General features: G+C 73.6%; 20 protein-coding genes. 6 read left to right on the top strand and 14 right to left on the bottom strand.

Going from position 1 to position 18,556, the window contains the following annotated elements; genetic code table 11:
• Nucleotides 1-22: 22 nt before the first annotated feature.
• The 3 genes from G339_RS0125395 to G339_RS0125385 all read left to right on the top strand — a co-directional run bounded on the left by G339_RS0125395 (nucleotide 23) and on the right by G339_RS0125385 (nucleotide 2,819).
• The gene (locus tag G339_RS0125395) at nucleotides 23-946 is read left to right on the top strand and encodes a 5'-3' exonuclease (RefSeq protein WP_019633879.1); all 924 of its coding nucleotides are present in this window, start codon (nucleotides 23-25) and stop codon (nucleotides 944-946) included.
• Between the two features lie 305 nt (nucleotides 947-1,251).
• Complete coding sequence (locus G339_RS0125390) at nucleotides 1,252-1,989, top strand: Crp/Fnr family transcriptional regulator (RefSeq protein WP_019633878.1); 738 nt, start codon at nucleotides 1,252-1,254, stop codon at nucleotides 1,987-1,989.
• Between the two features lie 98 nt (nucleotides 1,990-2,087).
• Nucleotides 2,088-2,819 (top strand): DUF7873 family protein, encoded by a 732-nt coding sequence (locus G339_RS0125385; RefSeq protein ID WP_019633877.1) that lies wholly within the window; start codon nucleotides 2,088-2,090, stop codon nucleotides 2,817-2,819.
• Between the two features lie 407 nt (nucleotides 2,820-3,226).
• Here the strand turns inward: G339_RS0125385 and G339_RS0125380 are convergent, their stop codons facing one another.
• Both G339_RS0125380 and G339_RS40045 read right to left on the bottom strand, forming a co-directional pair.
• Nucleotides 3,227-3,892 (bottom strand): biliverdin-producing heme oxygenase, encoded by a 666-nt coding sequence (locus G339_RS0125380; RefSeq protein WP_205625633.1) that lies wholly within the window; start codon nucleotides 3,890-3,892, stop codon nucleotides 3,227-3,229.
• A 169-nt stretch (nucleotides 3,893-4,061) separates the two neighbouring features.
• Nucleotides 4,062-4,376 carry a DUF2470 domain-containing protein gene (locus G339_RS40045; RefSeq protein ID WP_019633875.1) on the bottom strand — a complete coding sequence of 105 codons (315 nt, stop codon included), beginning with the start codon at nucleotides 4,374-4,376 and terminating at the stop codon, nucleotides 4,062-4,064.
• A 304-nt stretch (nucleotides 4,377-4,680) separates the two neighbouring features.
• Between G339_RS40045 and G339_RS0125370 the strand changes: the two genes are divergently transcribed.
• Both G339_RS0125370 and G339_RS0125365 read left to right on the top strand, forming a co-directional pair.
• The gene (locus tag G339_RS0125370) at nucleotides 4,681-5,040 is read left to right on the top strand and encodes a histone-like nucleoid-structuring protein Lsr2 (protein WP_019633874.1); all 360 of its coding nucleotides are present in this window, start codon (nucleotides 4,681-4,683) and stop codon (nucleotides 5,038-5,040) included.
• Nucleotides 5,041-5,055: 15 nt separating this feature from the next.
• On the top strand, nucleotides 5,056-5,385 hold the full coding sequence (locus G339_RS0125365; protein WP_019633873.1) for a histone-like nucleoid-structuring protein Lsr2: 330 nt from the start codon (nucleotides 5,056-5,058) through the stop codon (nucleotides 5,383-5,385).
• A 199-nt stretch (nucleotides 5,386-5,584) separates the two neighbouring features.
• On the opposite strand, the gene G339_RS0125360 is transcribed toward G339_RS0125365, so the two are convergent.
• From G339_RS0125360 to G339_RS40625, 7 genes are all read right to left on the bottom strand, one after another.
• Complete coding sequence (locus tag G339_RS0125360; protein ID WP_019633872.1) at nucleotides 5,585-6,445, bottom strand: metallophosphoesterase family protein; 861 nt, start codon at nucleotides 6,443-6,445, stop codon at nucleotides 5,585-5,587.
• A gap of 40 nt (nucleotides 6,446-6,485) precedes the next feature.
• Complete coding sequence (locus G339_RS0125355; protein WP_019633871.1) at nucleotides 6,486-9,251, bottom strand: DEAD/DEAH box helicase; 2,766 nt, start codon at nucleotides 9,249-9,251, stop codon at nucleotides 6,486-6,488.
• Between the two features lie 93 nt (nucleotides 9,252-9,344).
• Entirely contained in the window at nucleotides 9,345-10,211 is an 867-nt protein-coding gene (gene tatC / locus G339_RS0125350; RefSeq protein ID WP_019633870.1) for a twin-arginine translocase subunit TatC, read from the bottom strand.
• Between the two features lie 50 nt (nucleotides 10,212-10,261).
• Nucleotides 10,262-10,624: a Sec-independent protein translocase subunit TatA gene (tatA, locus tag G339_RS0125345; protein ID WP_019633869.1), complete on the bottom strand. Its 363-nt coding sequence runs from the start codon at nucleotides 10,622-10,624 to the stop codon at nucleotides 10,262-10,264.
• Nucleotides 10,625-10,652: 28 nt separating this feature from the next.
• The gene (locus G339_RS38170) at nucleotides 10,653-10,874 is read right to left on the bottom strand and encodes a hypothetical protein (protein ID WP_240489896.1); all 222 of its coding nucleotides are present in this window, start codon (nucleotides 10,872-10,874) and stop codon (nucleotides 10,653-10,655) included.
• 22 nt (nucleotides 10,875-10,896) lie between these two features.
• Nucleotides 10,897-11,877 (bottom strand): helix-turn-helix transcriptional regulator, encoded by a 981-nt coding sequence (locus G339_RS40630; RefSeq protein WP_019633868.1) that lies wholly within the window; start codon nucleotides 11,875-11,877, stop codon nucleotides 10,897-10,899.
• Nucleotides 11,874-12,893 (bottom strand): helix-turn-helix transcriptional regulator, encoded by a 1,020-nt coding sequence (locus G339_RS40625; RefSeq protein ID WP_019633867.1) that lies wholly within the window; start codon nucleotides 12,891-12,893, stop codon nucleotides 11,874-11,876. Before G339_RS40625 ends, G339_RS40630 begins: the two co-directional genes overlap by 4 nt.
• An 86-nt stretch (nucleotides 12,894-12,979) precedes the next feature.
• On the opposite strand from G339_RS40625, the gene G339_RS0125330 reads away from it, so the two are divergent.
• Nucleotides 12,980-14,059: a DUF3866 family protein gene (locus tag G339_RS0125330; RefSeq protein ID WP_240489895.1), complete on the top strand. Its 1,080-nt coding sequence runs from the start codon at nucleotides 12,980-12,982 to the stop codon at nucleotides 14,057-14,059.
• 9 nt (nucleotides 14,060-14,068) lie between these two features.
• On the opposite strand, the gene G339_RS0125325 is transcribed toward G339_RS0125330, so the two are convergent.
• The 5 genes from G339_RS0125325 to prcA form a co-directional block, all read right to left on the bottom strand.
• Nucleotides 14,069-14,536 (bottom strand): DUF3291 domain-containing protein, encoded by a 468-nt coding sequence (locus G339_RS0125325; protein WP_019633865.1) that lies wholly within the window; start codon nucleotides 14,534-14,536, stop codon nucleotides 14,069-14,071.
• A gap of 32 nt (nucleotides 14,537-14,568) precedes the next feature.
• Nucleotides 14,569-15,219 (bottom strand): helix-turn-helix transcriptional regulator, encoded by a 651-nt coding sequence (locus tag G339_RS0125320; protein ID WP_019633864.1) that lies wholly within the window; start codon nucleotides 15,217-15,219, stop codon nucleotides 14,569-14,571.
• 39 nt (nucleotides 15,220-15,258) lie between these two features.
• Complete coding sequence (locus G339_RS0125315) at nucleotides 15,259-16,221, bottom strand: FKBP-type peptidyl-prolyl cis-trans isomerase (RefSeq protein WP_240489894.1); 963 nt, start codon at nucleotides 16,219-16,221, stop codon at nucleotides 15,259-15,261.
• A gap of 106 nt (nucleotides 16,222-16,327) precedes the next feature.
• Complete coding sequence (pafA, locus tag G339_RS0125310) at nucleotides 16,328-17,686, bottom strand: Pup--protein ligase (protein WP_026341764.1); 1,359 nt, start codon at nucleotides 17,684-17,686, stop codon at nucleotides 16,328-16,330.
• Between the two features lie 164 nt (nucleotides 17,687-17,850).
• Nucleotides 17,851-18,540 carry a proteasome subunit alpha gene (prcA, locus tag G339_RS0125305; protein ID WP_019633861.1) on the bottom strand — a complete coding sequence of 230 codons (690 nt, stop codon included), beginning with the start codon at nucleotides 18,538-18,540 and terminating at the stop codon, nucleotides 17,851-17,853.
• Nucleotides 18,541-18,556 lie beyond the last annotated feature (16 nt).

Below are 18,556 nucleotides of genomic sequence, written 5' to 3'. Positions count from 1 at the left end.
GGCGCGTGCCACGATGGTCGCCATGAGCGGGCTGATGCTGCTGGACACGCCGTCGCTGTACTTCCGCGCCTTCTTCGGGGTGCCCGAGTCGGTCACCGCGCCGGACGGCACGCCCGTCAACGCCGTCCGCGGCCTGGTCGACATGATCGCCCGGCTGGTCCGCGACCGCGCGCCGGACCGGCTGGTGTGCTGCATGGACGCCGACTGGCGGCCGGAGTTCCGCGTCGCGGCGCTGCCGTCCTACAAGGCGCACCGGGTCGCGGCCGACGGCGGCGACCAGGTGCCCGACGCGCTCGCCGTCCAGCTCCCGGTGATCGACGCGGTGCTGGACGCGGTCGGCCTCGCCCGCGCGGGCGTGCCCGGCTACGAGGCCGACGACGTCATCGGCACCCTCGCCGTGCGGGGCCGCGACGCCGGGCCCGTCGACATCGTCACCGGCGACCGCGACCTGTTCCAGCTCGCCGACGACCGCGGCCCCGTCGCCGTCCTCTACACCGCGCGCGGCGTGAAGAACCTCCAGGTCATGGGCGAGAAGGAGGTCGCCGACAAGTACGCGATCCCCGGCCGCGCCTACGCCGACTACGCGACGCTGCGCGGCGACCCGAGCGACGGCCTGCCCGGCGTCCCGGGCGTCGGGGACAAGACCGCCGCCGCGCTGGTCACCCGGTTCGGGTCGGTGGCGGGCATCCGCGCGGCACTGGAGTCGGGGTCGGCCGAGGGCTTCCCGGCGGGCGCGCGCAGGCGGCTGGCGGACGCGGCCGGCTACCTGGCGGCGGCGGAGACGGTGGTGCGGGTCGTCACCGACATCGACGACCCGGTGCTGACCGTCCTGGACGACCGGCTGCCCACCGGGCCGCGCGACCCGGCGGCACTGGTGGAGCTGGCCGACCGGTGGGGGCTCGACAGCCCGGTGAACCGGCTGCTGACCGCGCTCGCGTCCCGCTGACGGCGTTCCCGACAACGGGAACGCCCAGTGTGTCAGGTGACGCAGACGCCGCACGCGCGCCGCGGCACGATGGACCGCGGCGACGGGTCTCCCGGCACCGCCGGAGCGGGACGTCCCCGCGCCGGGGCACCGCCCGACTCGGGACCGGGCGGCGTCCGGCGCGGGGCGGAACGGTGCGGCACCCGCGGCGGTCGGCTTCGACGGCCCACTCCCCCGCCGCGGGTGCCGGACCTCCGGGACCGGCCGCGTCCGCCCGCGCCCGCCCGAGCAGCGCGCCCGGTCCCGAGGGCGCGGAACGGACCGCCGTGACCGACATCTCCGCCGTCGACCGAGACCCGCCGCGCGCCGTGCCGTTCTGGACGGCCCTGGACGAGCCGCGCCGCGCCGCGCTGCGCGCCGCCGGGCGCTCCCGCCCGTACCCGGCGCGCGCGCCGCTGTGCGTGCAGGGCGACGCGTCCGACCACGTGGTGGTCGTGGAGTCGGGGTGGGCGAAGGTGACGTCGGCCACCGCGGACGGCCGCGACGTCGTGCTGGCCGTGCGCGGCCCCGGCGACCTGGTGTGCGAGAGCGCCGTGCTCGGGTCGCGGGAGCGGTCGGCGACGGTGACGGCGCTCGGCCCGCTGCGCGGCCTGGTGGTGCCGGCGGGGCGGTTCACCGCGTTCCTGGACGCCAACCCGGCGCTGTGGCGGCTGGTCAGCGGGACGGTCGTGGGCCGTCTGGACGCCGCCGACCGGCGCGTGCGCGCGCAGGCGTCGGCGCGTGGCCCGCAGCGGCTGGCGCTGCTGCTCGCCGAGCTGGCGGCGCTGTCGGAGGCGTCGGAGCCGTCGGCGGCCGGGCCGCGCGCCCGTCCGCCCGGCGGCGCGGTGACGATCGCGCCGCCGCTGTCGCAGGAGGAGCTGGGGAGCTGGATGGACGCGTCCCGCGAGACGGTGGCGCGGGCGCTGAACGAGCTGCGCCGCCGCGGCTTGGTGGAGACGGGCTGGCGGCGGATCACCGTCCTCGATCCGGGCCGCCTGCGCGCGTTCGCCCACCCCGGCCCTTGACGTTGTACGTCCGTTTCGACGGCCATGCGGCGGTAATTCGGATGCGCCGCCCGATGGTGATCACCTAGAGTCGCCACGTCCGTCGAGGGGAGGCGCGAATGCCGAAGCTGAACCAGATCATCGCCGTCGAGAAGGGCGTGCGCGCCAAGGCGCAGCGCGAGCTGGCCGAGGCGCGCCAGCTCGTCCAGAAGCAGCCGCTGCTGTCGGGGATCTCCCGCGTGTACCAGCCGAAGGACGAGGACGGCGACCAGCTCCCGCCCGAGTCCACCCGCGTGCAGGTGAAGGTCGAGGAGGCGCTGCGGGGCACCGCGGCGGCGCTGACCCGGCTGTTCGACGTCACCGCCGCCAAGGACCACGCGAACTGCGAGGCCCGCGCCGACGTCGTCGTGGACGGCCGCCCGCTGCTGCGCGGCGTGCCGGTCACCTACCTGCTGTTCCTGGAGAAGCAGCTCGCGGAGCTGCGGACGTTCCTGGAGCGGCTGCCGGTGCTGGACGCCGCCGAGACGTGGACGTTCGACCCCTCCACCGACGCGTGGAAGACCGACCCGGTCCGGACGGTGAAGACCAGGAAGGTCCCGTTCAACCACGTCAAGGCGGAGGCGACCGACAAGCACCCGGCGCAGGTCGAGGTGTTCTACGAGGACGTCGCGGTCGGCCAGTGGACGACCGTGAAGTTCTCCGGGGCGCTGCCCGCGCGGCGCGTCAACGAGCTGGTGGACCGGCTCGACCGCCTCGCCGAGGCGGTCAAGTTCGCCCGCGAGGAGGCCAACGCGTTCGAGGTGGCCGACCGGCCCGTCGGCGAGGCGGTGTTCGGCTACCTGCTCGGCTGAGAGGAAACCACGAGACTCCCCCGCTGGAGCGCGGGGGCGCGCCCCCTCGACGGGGGCGTGAAGCTGAAACTGAGACGATCAGACTGACGAGCGCGGTGACAGGCGGGGGTTCGAATCCCCTCCCCGGCCCTCGTGCCGGGGTGGCCCAGCGGAAGAGGCGGCCGCGTTGAAACTCAGACTCTCGCTCCAGAATCAGCATGGCGCCACACGTCGGACGACGGAACGGACGAGCGACGCCGAAATGCCGGTTCGAATCCGGCCCGCACCCCCTCATGGCGCGGTGGTGCAACGGCAGCACGCGGCGTACGGAGACTGATCCGGTCCGGACGTCCGGACGTGACCAGGACGGCGCGACCTTGTCAGAGGCCCGGGAGTTGGGAACGCTCCCGGGCCTCGCCGTCGCGCGGTCAGGCGGCGGGCTCGATGCTCAGCGCCCGGCTGAGGTCGGCGGCCATCTCGGCGTTGAACCGGTAGGCGGTGCGGACCTCGTCGATGACGCGGGCGCGCTCGGCGGCGTCCCAGGGCGCGGCGTCCAGCAGGGCGCGGTAGGCGTCCTTGTAGTCCTTGGGCTTGCCCTCGAAGCGGTAGAACAGCACGCCGGGGTCGTCCTCGCCGAGGCCGAGGACGCGCCGCACCTGGCGGCCGATGAACTGCCCGCCCGACAGGTCCCCGAGGTAGCGGGTGTAGTGGTGCGCGACGAAGCCGCCGGGCCAGTCGAACGCGACGTCGCGCAGCCGGTCGCAGTAGCGCGCGGTGGACGGCAGCAGCGCGACGCGCTCGCGCCAGCGCGGGCCGCGGAAGTGGGCGAGGTCGGTCTCCAGCGCCCGCAGCCGGGCGAGGCCGGGCAGCGCGAACGGCCCGGCGACGGGGTCGTCCGCGAGCGCCTCGGCGGCGCGCTCCAGCAGTTCGTAGACGGGGTGGAGCTGCTCGATGAGCGCCGCGTACTCGTCGCCGCCGAGCCGGCCCCCGACCAGGGCCGCCATGTACGCGGACGTCTCGTTCTCCCCGTGGTCGCTCCGGGTGGCGGCGCGCAGTTCGGCCGCGAAGCCCTCGTCGTGTCCGGCCATGCTCATGCACGCACCCGTTTCCTCCTGCGTTGTCCGGTCCATCCGGGCAAGCGCAACTGAGGTTAGCCTTACCTAACTTCAGAGGGAAGGGGGTTTCGCCGTTTTTCCGACGTGACGTCGGCTACGTTACCGACGCCGCGTCGGAACGACAAGATGGGCGGGCTCAGTGCCCGTGTCAGTGCTCGGCGTGCGGCGCGAGGCCCAGGACGCGCCGCGCCTTTTGCGACATCCGCACGACCTCGCGGCGGACCTGCGGCCGCTCGGTGACGGGCTCGGCCCACGGCACGCGCACCGGCACCTCCGCGCCGTCCACGACGGCGGTGAACTCGATGCCGCCCGGGTCCATCCCGGACATGCGCGCGGACACGGCGGCGTCCGCGCCGCCGAGCGCGCGGACGATCTCCAGGCAGTCGGCGGGGTGGTCGTCGTTCATGTGCCGCGCGATCGCGGCGACGACGTCGTCGGTGAAGGGGCTGCCGGGCTGGGTCACGGGCCACCGGCCTCTCGTCTCGGCGCCCGGACGCGGTCCGGGCGGTGCGGGTGGATGCGCCGCCCACCCTAGTAAGGGTCGCCTAACCCCGGCGCGGGCGGGCGGACGTCGGGCGCGCGCGGTCCCCGGAGGCGGGAGAATGGCGGGGCCCCCGGGCCGCGCCCGGGTTAAGCGGCAATGGCCGCGGCGGAGGGTAAAGAACGCCACCATTCCGGAGATCGCGCCCGGGACGCGCCACCGCGCCCCGGCAATCCGCTACGGTCGGGACCGCCGCAACGGCGACGGAAGGGAAGACAGAGCGCACATGGCCGAGAAGGTCATTCGGGTAGACGACATCGACGGCTCCGAAGGGAGCGACGTCGCCAAGCGTGACTTCGGCCTGCTGGGCCGGACGTTCACGATCGACCTCGGCGATGAGAACGACAAGCGCCTGCGCGAGGCCCTCGAAACGCTGGAGGCGTTCCTCGCGAAGGCGATCGAGGTGAAGGCCGCCGGTAAGGGCCGCAAGAGCGCCGCCGCCGCCAAGATCAAGGGCTACACCAACGGCGACGTCCGGGAATGGGCGAAGTCCGCCGACGTCGAAGTCTCCGAGCGTGGCAAAATCTCTGATGAGGTCTATGCTGCGTTCATCGAGGCCCATCCGGATGCCAAGCCGGATGCTTAGCAAGGGAGTCCCCGCATGGCACAGAAGGTCGAGGTTCTCCTCGTCGATGACATCGACGGCGGAGAGGCGGACGAGACCGTCAGCTTCTCGCTCGACGGCGTCCCCTACGAGATCGACCTGAGCAAGAAGAACGCCGCCCAGCTCCGCGCGGGGCTGGAGCCGTTCGTGCAGAGCGCCCGGCGGGCGCGGCCGAAGCCGGCGAAGGGCGCGCGCCCGGTGCGCACGCAGAACAACCGCGAGCGGTCCGCCGAGATTCGCGAGTGGGCGAAGTCACAGGGCATCAAGGTCAACGAGCGGGGCCGTATTCCCGCCACGGTGATCGAGCAGTACGAGGCCGCGCACTGATCGTCCGGCGCGCTCTCGGACCGGTCCGGGTCTAGAACTCCGGGCGGTGCGGGCACGGTACGCCGAACAGGGCCGGGTGAGGCTATCACCCGGCCCTTTTCGCTGCCCCTTCCCCGGCGGCGGGGTAGGTTTTCCTTTTTGTCGTCGGAGACGGTAGACGCGCGGTTCGCCCTACTTCACGGCGACTGTACGGGCGTGTTCACCCGAGCGGCGCGGGCGCGGGCAGGATCTGCCGCGGCCGCGCCGGACCCGACGCCCGCGTCCGCCATTCGCGCGGGTATCCGAGCGACACTTCCTCGAAACGGACGCCGTCGTGCCACGTCGTCCGGGGAATGTGCAGATGCCCGTACACGACCGCGGCGGCGCCGTACCGGACATGCCAGTCGGCGGTCTCCTCCGTCCCGCACCAGAGCGCGAAATCCGGATACCGCAGAATCCGGGTGGGTTCGCGGACCAGCGGGAAATGGTTCACCAGCACCGGGGGCGCGGCCGGGTCCAGCCCGGCGAGCCGTTCCCGGGTCCGTTCCAGGCGGTCCCGGCACCAGGCGTCCGCGCTCGCGAACGGCTCGGGGTGCAGGTACACCTCGTCGGTGCAGACCACGCCGTTCTCGCGCGCCAGCTCCAGCGCCGCCTCCTTGGAGGCGATCCCGTCGCGGCGGAACGAGTAGTCGTAGAGGACGAACAGCGGCGCGACCGTCGCGGGGCCGCCCGGTCCCGTCCACACCGGGTACGGGTCCTCGGGCGTGCTGACGCCCAGGCGGCGGCACACCGCCACCAGGTGCCGGTAGCGCTCCTCGCCGCGCAGCGCGCACGGGTCGCCCGGCGGCGTCCACAGCTCGTGGTTGCCGGGCGTCCAGACCACGTGCGCGAACCGGTCGGCGAGCAGCGCCAGCGTCGCCTCGACGTCGGCGGCGCGCTCGGCGACGTCGCCCGCGACGATCAGCCAGTCGCCGGGGTGCCCGGGCCGGATCGCGTCGACCACCGCCCGGTTCTCCTCGAACGCCGTGTGGACGTCGCTGATGGCCAGCAGCGCGGGCTCGCCGCGCGGAACGGGGGTCACGGGGGCCTCCTCGGGGGGTTGCGGCGGCCGCGCGGGGCCGTCAGGTGACCGACGAGTACGCGACGACGCCGCGCCGCATCGCGTCCATCGCCCGGCGCGCCGTCGTCCGGACGCGGCTGCCCTCGGGGGCCGCGTCGGCGACCTGGCCGAGCAGGTCCAGGAGCTGCTTGACGGCGCGCACGAAGTCGCCCGCGGTGAGGCCCGCGTCGATCAGGACCTCGTCGAGGTCGTCGCCGCTCGCCCACCGGTGCGCCGTCCACGCCAGGCCGAGGTCGGGCTCGCGCAGGAACGACACCTGGTGGTCGCGCTCGACGTCCGACAGCTCCCGCCACAGCCGGACCATCGCCTCCAGCGCGTCGCGCACCCGCCCGGACGGGACGCGCGGCGGCGCGGCCTCGTCGGACTGCCGCGATTCGAACACCAGTGCCGACACGCACGCCGCCAGCTCCGCGGGCTCCAGCGTCTCCCACAGGCCCTCGCGCAGGCTCTCGGCGGTCAGCAGGTCCAGCTCGTTGTAGATCCGGCCGAGGCGGCGGCCCTCGTCGGTGACGGTGTCGCCCTCCAGGTAGCCGAGCTGCTCCAGCACCGCGCACACCCGGTCGAAGGTGCGGGCGATGACCTGGGAGCGGCCCTCGACGCGGCGGCGGAGCTGCTCGGTGTCGCGTTCGAGGCGGAAGTACCGCTCGGCCCAGCGGGCGTGGTCCTCCCGGTCCGGGCAGGCGTGGACGGGGTGGGCGCGCAGCTCGGCGCGCAGCCGTCCGATCTCGGCGTCGTCCACGGCGGGCGTGTCCCGGCGGCGGCGCCGCTCGGCCGCGTCGTCGGGGACCTTGGCGCGCAGCGTCGCGGCCAGGTCGCGGCGGTCCTGCGGGTTGCGGGGGCTGAACGACTTGGGGACGCGGACGCGCCCGACCGGCTCCACGGCGCGCGGGAAGTCCTGCACCGACAGCCGCTGCACCGACCGCGACGCGGTCAGCACGAGCGGCGCGGGCCCGTCGGAGCGGCGGCCGACGCCCGCGTCGAGCACGACCGCGACGCCCGAGCGCCGCCCGGACGGCACCAGGATGACGTCGCCGGGCCGCAGCCGCTCCAGCGATTTCGCGGCCTCCGCGCGCCGGTTCTGCGACCGCTCCCGGGACGCGACGGCCTCCCGGTCCGACAGGGCGCGGCGCATCGCCGCGTACTCCATGAAGTCGCCCAGCTCGCAGTCGGCGGCCTTGGCGTACCCGGCGAGGGCGTCCTCGTTCTTGCGGACCTGCCGGGCCAGGCCGACGACGGCCCGGTCGGCCTGGAACTGCGCGAACGACTCCTCCAGCAGGTTGCGCGCCCGCTCCGCGCCGACCGCCCCGACCAGGTTGACGGCCATGTTGTAGGACGGCCGGAAGCTGGAGTTCAGCGGGTACGTCCGCGCGCCCGCCAGGCCCGCCGCCGACATCGGGTCCACGCTCGGGTTCCACACCACGACGGCGTGGCCCTCCACGTCGATCCCGCGCCGCCCCGCGCGGCCGGTGAGCTGCGTGTACTCCCCCGGCGTCAGGTTGACGTGCGCCTCGCCGTTCCACTTGTCGAGCTTCTCGATCACCACGGTGCGGGCGGGCATGTTCACGCCGAGCGCGAGAGTCTCGGTGGCGAACACCGCGCGGATCAGGCCGCGCTCGAACAGCTCCTCGACGATCTCCTTGAACGTCGGGAGCATCCCGGCGTGGTGCGCGGCGACGCCCCGCTCCAGCCCGGCCAGGAAGTCGCCGTAGCCGAGGACGCGCAGGTCGTCGCGCGGGATGTCGGCGGTGCGCAGCTCGACGTGCGCGCGGATCTCCTCGGCCTCCTCCTTGGAGGTCAGCCGCAGCCCCGCCTGGAGGCACTGCTGGACGGCCGCGTCGCACCCGGCGCGGCTGAAGATGAACGTGATCGCCGGGAGCAGCCCGGCGCGGTCGAGCCGGGAGATGACGTCGGGCCGCGGCGGGGGCCGGAACCGCTGCGGGCGCGGCGCGCGGCGGTGCCCGGTGCGGCGGCCCTGGTTCACCTTGGCGCGGCGGACCTCCTCGACGGCCATCCGCTGGAGCTGCGGGTTGAGGCGGCCCTGCCGGTCCTTGCCCTTGCCGGTTTCCACGAACAGGTCGTACAGGCGGGTGCCGACCAGCATGTGCTGGAACAGCGGGACGGGCCGGTGCTCGTCCACGATGACGGCGGTGTCGCCGCGGACGGCCTGCAGCCACTCGCCGAACTCCTCGGCGTTGCTGACCGTCGCCGACAGCGCGACGATCCGCACCGAGTCGGGGACGTGGATGATCACCTCCTCCCAGACCGCGCCGCGGAACCGGTCGGCGAGGTAGTGGACCTCGTCCATCACCACGAACGCCAGGCCGCCCAGCGTCGAGGACCCCGCGTACAGCATGTTGCGCAGGACCTCGGTCGTCATGACGACGATCGGGGCCTCGCCGTTGACGCTGTTGTCGCCGGTGAGCAGCCCGACCTTGCCCGGCCCGTACCGGCGGACGAGGTCGGCGTACTTCTGGTTCGACAGCGCCTTGATCGGCGTGGTGTAGAAGCACTTGGCGCCCGCCGCGAGCGCCAGGTGGACGGCGAACTCCCCGACGATCGTCTTGCCGGACCCGGTGGGCGCGGCGACCAGCACGCCGCTGCCGCCCTCCAGGGCGCGGCACGCCTCGATCTGGAACCGGTCCAGCTCGAAGTCGTAGAGGGTCTGGAAGTCGAGCAGCGCGGGACCGTTCCCGGCGGTGCGCGCGCGGTAGCGCGCGTACCGCTGTGCCGGGGACTGGTCGGCCGACTGCGTGTCGGGGGCGGTCATGGATTCGAGCCTACGGTTTCGCGCGGCCCGATTCCCACTTCGGGGGCCGGTTTCTTCCCCCGGTTCGCGCCGGGCGCCGCCCCGGCGGGCGGGTCAGCCGCGGCGGCCGCGGCCCTCCGGCTCGGCGTCCAGGGGCTCCAGGTCCAGCGGGGACGCCTCGTCGTCGGAGAGCCCCTCGTAGGGGTCGGGCGCGGCGGCGCGCCGCCGGTCGTTGAAGAACGCCAGCAGCACCGCGACCTCGTACAGCACCACGGTCGGCACGGCGAGCGCGAGCATCGTGAACGGGTCCGCGCTGGGCGTCGCGACCGCCGCGAACACGAAGATCGCGAAGATCGTGACGCGCTGGGTCCTGATCAGCGTCCGGAAGCTCAGCACCCCGGCCATGTTGAGGATCACCACGAACAGCGGCAGCTCGAAGGTGAGCCCGAAGATCAGCAGCATCGCCTGCGCGTAGCCCAGGTAGTCCTGGATGCCGACGAGGACGATCGTGTCGCCGGGCGCGAGGCCGACGAACAGCTTCAGCCCCTTGTCCATCGTCACGTACGCCAGGACGGCGCCGACGAGGAACAGCGGGATCGCCGCCGCCATGAACGTGTACGTCCAGCGGCGCTCGCGCCGGTACAGCCCGGGCGCGACGAACGCCCAGATCTGGTACAGCCACACCGGCGAGGAGATCACCGCGCCGGCGATCAGCGCGACCTTGAGGTGGATGAAGAAGCCGTCGAAGATCCCGTGGACGACCAGGTCGCACTTGTGGTCGATGCAGTGCTCGGGCGGGATCCTCGTGTACGGCTGCTTGAGGAAGTCCCAGATGGGGTCGAAGAACAGCCACCCGATGACACCGCCGACGACCAGCGCCAGGATGGCCTTGATCAACCGGTTGCGCAGCTCACGGAGGTGCTCCATGAGGGACATGCGGCCCTCGGGGTCGACGGTCCGCCGTGTCGTCAGCTTCAGCATGGGCTCTTCGAGTCAGGTCGAGGGAGGTTCGCCCGGTGAGGGGGCGCGGGTCAGCGCTGGTTGCGGCCGTAGTCGCTGACCGGCACGCCCTCGATCGGCTCGCCGGACGGCAGCGCGCCGGGGCGGCGGCCCTCCTGCTCGGCGGCCTCGCGCTCCAGCCGGGCGGCCTCGGCGCGGAGCTGCGCCGCCCTGTCCCGCGCGGACGGCGCGGACGGCGCCGCGGCGGGCTCGGCCGCCGGTCCCGCCGCGGCGGCGGGCTGCTCCTCGTCGTCGCGCAGGCCCTTGGTCTCCGCCTTGAGGATGCGCGCCGACTTGCCCAGGGAACGGGCGAGCTGCGGGAGCTTCGCGGACCCGAAGATCAGGACGACGACGAGCAGAATGATCAGCAGCTCGGGAGTACCGATGTTCCCCATGAAAGAATCCCTCTTCAGCAGGTGTTACTTAGCCTGATCGTACGCCGTCGGACGGCGGTTGTGGCGTCCGGGAGTCCTGGAGATCGCGGAGTTCGCCGCGCAGCTCCTGATGTTTGGGCGCCAGCCGCGCGCGGGCCCTCCCCAGTTCACGTCCGAGGCGGCGCACCCCCAGGTAGACCCGGAACGAGCAGTACGCGAGCACGGCGAGCCCCGCGAAGCCGAGGCCGACGGCGAGTCCGGTCCATCCCACGGCCGCCACGCTATCCGACCCCTCACGCGTTGTCGTACAGGGCCAGCGCGCGCGCCGCCTCCGCGCGGACCGCCGCCGCCAGCTCCGGCGGCGCGACGACCCGGCCCTGCTCGGCCAGCCGCAGCGCCAGACCCCGCACCCACCGGGTGTCCGGCGTGCGCAGCACCACCCGCAGCCGGCCCTCGCCCAGCTCCGTCACGCTCTCGCACGGGTAGCTGTCGGCGACCCACCGGCCCGCCGGGGCCAGCTCCAGCGTGACGCTCTCGTCGCGCGGGGACGGGCGGAACAGGCCGCCGTCCACGTCGCGCGGCTCGGCCCCGTCGGGGACCTCCGCCGCCGCGTCCAGCACGGCCAGCCCGGTGATGCGGTCCACCCGGAACAGCCGCACCGCCTCCGCGCGGCGGCACCAGCCCTCCAGATAGGTGCTGCCCTCCACGACCAGCAGGCGCATCGGGTCCACGTCGCGCTCGGTGGTCTCGTCGCGGCCCGGCACGTAATAGGTCAGATGGACGCGGCGGCCCGCCGACAGCGCCCGCCGCAGCACCGCCAGGTGCTCGCGGTCGGCCGCGCCGCCCACCTCCACCGACACCTGCCCGGCGACCTGCGCGGCCGCGCCCGCCGCCGTCTCCAGCTTGGCGATCACCCGGCTCAGCGCGTCGCGGTCCTGCAGCCCGGGGACGTCGGCGAGCATCCGCAGCGCCACCAGCAGCGCCGCCGCCTCGTCCACCTTCAGCCGCAGCGGCCGCGCGATCGACTCCGCCTCCGCCACCGTGATCTCCCCGCCCTCGTAGGACAGGTCGATCGGGCAGTACGGGTCGGGCGCGCGCAGCTCCACGCACCACAGCAGGTTCAGGTCGTCGATGAGCTGCTTCTCGCTGATCCCGAACGCGGCGGCGGCCTCCTCGACCGCGACCGTGTCCCGGCTCACCACGTAGGGCACGAGCGCCAGCAGGCGCCCCAGCCGGTCGGTGGACGTCGTCCCCGCTCCCGCCGCCGCGCTCACCGGCCCACCGCCGTCTCGTCCGCGCCGTCTGTGCCGTCAGCGCCGTCCGCCGCCGTGTTCGCCACCATGACCGCCTTCAACCGCTGGATGACCGCCTCCCGCAGGTCCGGGGGGTCCAGGACGACGACGTCGCCGCCGAACCGCGCGAGGTAGGGCGCGAACCGGTCGGCGTCGCGGAACGTCAGCACCGCCTCGTCCCAGCCGTCCCCGCCCGGCCGCACCTCCGCCGCCCACCGGCGCGGGCCCTGCGCCGCGCCCGACCGCAGCCGCACCGTCGCCGGACGCGGGTCCCCGGCGGGCTCGACCGAGTCGAACGCGATCTTGCGGACGTCCACGCCGGCCGGCACCTCGACCGTCCCCGGCGGACCGTCCGGCGCGACCGCGCCGTGGATGCGGCTCAGCCGGAACACCCGCGTGCCGCGCCGGTCCCGGTCGTGCCCGACCACGTACCAGCGGCCCCGGCGGCTCACCACGCCCCACGGCTCCAGGTGCCGCACCGCCGACTCCGTCCGGCCGACGCCCTGGTACCGGAACGTCACCGGCCGCCCGTCGCGGACCGCCTCCCACAGCGCGGGGAACGCCGGGTCGGTGCCGACGCGCGGCTCCACCCCGACCGCCGCGCCCGCGTCGCCGGTCTCCACCCCGGCCGCGCGCAGCTTCAGCAGCGCCCCGGACGCCGCGTCGGCCATGCTCGCCCGCTGCCACACGCGCGCCGCCAGGCCGAGGACCGCCGCCTCGTCCGGCTCCAGCCGCATGTCGGGCAGCTCGTAGTCCTGCGGGGGGATCCGGTAACCCGTCTCCTCGCCGCCGCCGCCCGTCCGGTCGCTGCCGACCTCCAGCGGGACGCCCAGCTCGCGCAGCTCCTCCTTGTCCCGCTCGAACATCCGCTTGAACGCGTCGTCGCCGTCGGGGTACCCGGGCACCGCGCGGCGGATCTGCTCGGCCGTCAGATAGCGCCGGGTGGCCAGCAGGCACACCACCAGGTTGAGCAGGCGCTCGGTCTTGCGCCGCGACACGTGCCACCTCTTCTCTGCTCGTTCTCCGCACGGCGAGTCCGCGGATCGGCCCCGCGCCCCACCGGTCGGACGCTACCGTTCTCCGTGTGATCCGATGGCGCAAAGGCACGGTAGAGGGCGTTCGCCGGGAATGGCCGGGGGCGATCGAGCTGGACGTCGTGATCGGGGGCGACGGCGCGCACCGCGCCCTGGCCTACCCCGCGCTGGTGGGGCGGCCCGAGCCGGGCGACACCGTCCTGCTCAACACTACGGCCTTGGCGATGGGCCTGGGGACCGGCGGCTACGCGATGGTCGTCGCGATCCCCGACCGGCTCCCGCCCGACCCGGCCGGGCCCGGCCACCTCGTCAAGGCCCGCTACACGCCGCTGCAGGCCACCGTCCTCGGCGCGGACGAGCAGGACTCCCCGCACCACGCCGTGCTGCGCGACGCCGACTCCCTCGACGGCGCGCCCGTCGTCGTCGCCGACCTGCACTCGGCGCTCCCGCCGATCCTCGCCGGGCTGCTCGCCGCCCGGCCCGGCACCCGCGCCGTCTACGTCCTGCCGGACGGCGGCGCGCTGCCCGCCTGGTTCTCCATGTCCATCGCCCGGCTCAAGGAGGCGGGCGCGCTCGCCGCGACCGTCACCACCGGGCAGTCGTTCGGCGGCGACCTGGAGGCCGTCACCGTCCACACCGGGCTGCTCGCCGCGCGGCTCGTCCTGGGCGCCGAGGTGATCATCCTCGCGCAGGGGCCGGGCAACCTCGGCACCGGGACGAAATGGGGCTTCTCCGGCGTCTCGGCGGGCGAGGCCGTGAACGCGGCGGCCGTCCTGTCCGGCCGGCCCGTCGCGTCGCTGCGCGTCAGCGAGGGCGACAGGCGCGACCGGCACGTCGGCGTGTCCCACCACAGCCTCACCGCCTACGGGCGCGTCGCGCTCGCGCCCGCCCGCGTCCCCGTGCCCGAACTGGGCGGGGAGTTCGGCGCGCGCGTCGCCGCCGACGCCGCCGTCCTCGGGGACCGGCACACCCTCGTCCCCGTCGGCGTCGAGGGCCTGGCCGACGAGCTGCGCGCCGCCGAGAAGGAATGGGGCGTCCGCATGTCCACGATGGGCCGCCGCCTCGACGAGGACCTGCCCTACTTCCTCACCGCCGCCGCCGCCGGCCGGTACACCGCGACGCTCCTCTGACCCGGCGCGTCAGACGGGCGCCGACTCGGGGTCGAACGCGTCGCGGAACGTGAACGCGCGCGGCGACGGCCCGTGCTCGCGCAGCAGCGCCAGCCGCTCCCCCGCCTCCCGCGTCGTCGGGACGTGGCCCGCGGGCACCCACCACAGCACCAGGTGCGGGCCGTCCGGCCTGCGGAACCAGGCGCGGCGCTCCCGCAGCAGCTCCAGGTGCTCGCTGCGGTAGGCGAAGTTCCACAGCGCCTCGCGCGACTCCCACACCGACAGGTTGACGATCACGTCGCCGCCGAACGGGCGCAGCTCCGTCGCGTTCGCCCCGCCGTCGTCCACGAGCCGCCAGACGAAGCCGGGCGCGGCGTCGGCGAGCGCGTTGATCCGGTCGAGCGCGTTGGTGAAGCCCGCGATGCGCGGGTCGTCCAGCGGGTGGAGCAGGGTGCCGATGTTGAGCTGGGCGAGATGGCGGCCGGGGGAGTTCGTCATGCGCCCATCGCAGCACGCGGCCCGCTTCTATGTCAATGCTCGTTGTTTTTAGAGATGGCGACGCAGCACAGCCCCGCCCGCGCGTCCATCCGCGCCACCAGCCCCGAACCCTCCCCCAGCAGGCCCTCCACCAGCGCCAGGTTCATCCCGCACACCAGCGGCGGAAAATCCTCGGCCAGCGCGTGGAACGGGCAGTTGCGCAGACGCACGACCTCCCCGCCGTCGCCGTCCGCGTCCACGAAGGGCTCGTAACCGCGCTCCGTCAGACGCGCCCGCGCCTCCGCCTCGTCCCGGCACGGACCCGCCGCCGCGCCCCGCCGCCGCGCCGCCGCCCGCACCGCGTCGTCCAGCCGCGCGTCCTCCGCCGCCTCCGCCAGCAGCTCCGCCGCCGTCCGGTAGTCGCGCGGCGGCAGCGACACGCCCCGCTCCCCCGCCGCGCGCCGGTACACCTTCGCGGGCCGGCCCGCGCCCGGACCCGACCGGCCCGACAGCCGCCGCGACGCCGTCTCCAGCAGCCCTGCGGCCGCCAGCCGGTCCAGATGGAACGCCGCCAGCGTCCGCGCCACCCCCACCGCCTCGGCCGCCTCGTTCCGGCTCACCTCGCGGCCCTGCGCCGCCACGAACTCGTACAGCCGCCGCCGCACCGCGTCCTGCAGCAGCCCGACCGCCTCGATGTCCTCCACACGCGCCAGTCTAGGAACGCCCGCCGCCCGCGCGACCGCTCAGTACGCGCCGAGGACGTCCACCACGAACACCAGCGTGTCCGACGCCGCCAACCGGAACCGGCTCCGCCACGGCGCCTTCCCCAGCGACGGCGGCACCACCACCAGCAGGCGGCTCCCCGTCTTGCGGCCCACCAGCGCCCGGTCCAGCCCCGCCACCAGCTCCTCCCGGCCCGCCACCGCCGTGTGGACCTCGCCGTCCGCCCACGACGAGCTCAGCACCCGGCCGTCCCGCCAGTTCATCAACTGGTACTGCATCGCCACCAACTGGCCCGCCGCCACGGCCGGACCCGAACCGTCCACCAGCGCCTGCACCTTCAGCGCCTTCGGCGGCGCGGTGCGCGGCATCAGCACCGACGCCTGGCGGCCCGGCGACACCTGGCCCACCTTCGGCAGCGACGGGTCGTCCAGCGTCTGCTGCCGGCCCGGCACCACCGCGTCCTTCCCGAACGACGCCCGCACGTCCAGCACGTACACCAGCGTGTCGCCCGCGCTCACCCCGTGCGCCGGATCGCCCGCCGAACCGTAGGCGTCCTCCGGCGGAACCCGCGCCACCACGCGCGAACCCGGCCGCGCGCCCACCAGCGCCTTCTCCAAACCCTTGACGAGCTTCCCCGTCTGGAACGCCATCGGCACGCCCGACTGGTAGGTGTTCGCCAGCAGCCGCGTCTGCGTGCCGTTCCACCGGTAGCTCACGTAATCCGCGACGACCAGGTCGCCCGCGGCGACCTTCCGGCCCTTGCCGTCGCTCAGCGTCTTCGCCGCGTACCCGCCGTCCGGGTCCGTCTTCTTCGGGAACGTCACCGTCGGCTTCGTCCCCGGCTTGCCCTTCACCTCGACCTGCACGCCGTCCCCGCCGAAACAGCCCCCCGCCAGCAGCGCCACCCCCAGCACCACGGCGGCCGGACCCGCCGCCCAGCGGACGCGCCGCCCCCCGGCGGCGAACGGCACGGAACGCGACACGGAGAAACGGCGGCGCATACGGGTCCTTCGGGGTGGTGAGCGCGAACTGAGCGCTCACCCTACCCCTCAGGTGACAAACCCCGGCCCCGGGGGAGCCGGAAAATGATCACATCCCGGCGATCAGCTTGTCCACGCGCTCGTCCACCGACCGGAACGGGTCCTTGCACAGCACCGTCCGCTGCGCCTGGTCGTTCAGCTTCAGATGCACCCAGTCCACCGTGAAGTCCCGGCGCTTCTCCTGCGCCTTGCGGATGAACTCCCCGCGCAGCCGCGCCCGCGTCGTCTGCGGCGGCACCGACTTGGCCTCGAACACCTCCAGGTCCCGCGTCACCCGCTCCACCGAACCCCGCTTCTCCAGCAGGTAGTACAGCCCGCGGTCCCGATGGACGTCGTGGTACGCCAGGTCGAGCTGCGCCACCCGGGGCGACGACAGCGGCAGATCGTACTTGCGCCGGTAACGCTCGATGAGCTGGTACTTCGTCACCCAGTCGATCTCCCGCGACACCAGGTCCAGGTCGCCGGTCTCCACCGCGCGCAGCGTCCGCTCCCACAGGTCCAGCGCGCGCTTGGACGTCTCGTCTCCGCCGCGCCGGTCCACGAAGTCCTTCGCCTTGCCGAAGTACTCCTTCTGGATCTCCAGCGAACTCGCCTCGCGGCCGTTGGCCAGCCGCACCTTCCGGCGGCCCGTCATGTCATGGCTGACCTCCCGGATCGCCCGGATCGGGTTCTCCAGCGTCAGGTCGCGCAGCACCACGCCCGCCTCGATCATCCGCAGCACCAGGTCGGTCGCGCCGACCTTCAGCAGCATCGTGGTCTCGCTCATGTTCGAGTCGCCCACGATCACGTGCAGCCGCCGGAACCGCTCCGCGTCCGCGTGCGGCTCGTCCCGCGTGTTGATGATCGGCCGCGACCGCGTCGTCGCCGACGACACGCCCTCCCAGATGTGCTCCGCCCGCTGCGACACGCAGTACACCGCGCCGCGGGGCGTCTGCAGCACCTTGCCCGCGCCGCAGATGATCTGCCGCGTCACCAGGTACGGGATCAGCACGTCCGCCAGCCGCCCGAACTCGCCGTGCCGACCCACCAGGTAGTTCTCGTGGCAGCCGTAGGAGTTCCCGGCCGAGTCGGTGTTGTTCTTGAACAGGTAGATGTCCCCGGCGATGCCCTCCTCGCGCAACCGCCGCTCCGCGTCGACCAGCAGACCCTCCAGGATCCGCTCGCCCGCCTTGTCGTGCGTCACCAGATCCACGACGCTGTCGCACTCCGGCGTCGCGTACTCGGGGTGGCTGCCCACGTCGAGGTACAGCCGCGCCCCGTTGCGCAGGAACACGTTGCTGGACCGGCCCCACGAGACCACCCGGCGGAACAGATAGCGGGCCACCTCATCCGGAGACAACCGCCGCTGACCGCGGAAGGTACACGTCACGCCGTACTCGTTCTCAAGCCCGAAGATGCGCCTGTCCACGTCTCGAGCCTATGCGCCCGGACGCCGACATGGCAGTCTTCGGACCGCCCTGTTTCATGAGCCCGGCCCGCCCCTTTACGTCGTAGATCACACGACGGGACGGAAAAACCCGCCGTGGCCCAGCAAAAAGACCACGACGGGCTCAACCAGGACGATCCAGACGATCAGTCGTCCACCGGACCCAGCAACTCCCCGATCCGCGCCGCCGGCAGCCGCTTGAACAGCCGATGCTCCCGATTCCGGTCCAGCACCGCCACCTCCAACGACTCCGCCTTCAACCGCCGCTCCGAGTCCTGCGCCTCCAGCGACCGCACCGCCGACCGCAGCGCGTCCGCCAGCGGAGCCCCCTCCACGTACCGCTCCTTCAGCGACTGCGCCACGGCCTCCGCCTGACCGCCCATCGCCACATAACCGTGCTCGTCCGCCACCGACCCGTCGAACGTCAACCGGTAGATCTGGTCCGTCTCGGCATCCTCACCGACCTCCGCGACCACCAGCTCCACCTCGTACGGCTTGTTCGTCTCCGTGAAAATCGTCCCCAGAGACTGCGCGTACACGTTCGCCAGACCCCGCGCCGTCACATCCCGCCGGTCGTACTGGTACCCGTTCACATCCGCGTACCGCACACCGCCGAGCCGCAGGTTCTCGAACTCGTTGTACTTCCCCACCGCCGCGAACGCGATCCGGTCGTAAATCTCACTGATCTTGTGCAGCGCGCGCGACGGATTGTCCGCCACGAACAGAATCCCGTCCGCGTACTGCAGCACCACCACACTGCGGCCCCGCGCGATCCCCTTCCGCGCGTAATCCGCCTTGTCCTTCATCTGCTGTTCGGGCGACACGTAGAACGGCATGGACACCGGTCTGGAT

The organism is Actinomadura atramentaria DSM 43919, from assembly GCF_000381885.1.
GTDB lineage: Bacteria > Actinomycetota > Actinomycetes > Streptosporangiales > Streptosporangiaceae > Spirillospora > Spirillospora atramentaria.
Note: the sequence above shows the minus strand (reverse complement) of the source record. Positions and strands in the feature narration are given on the sequence as shown.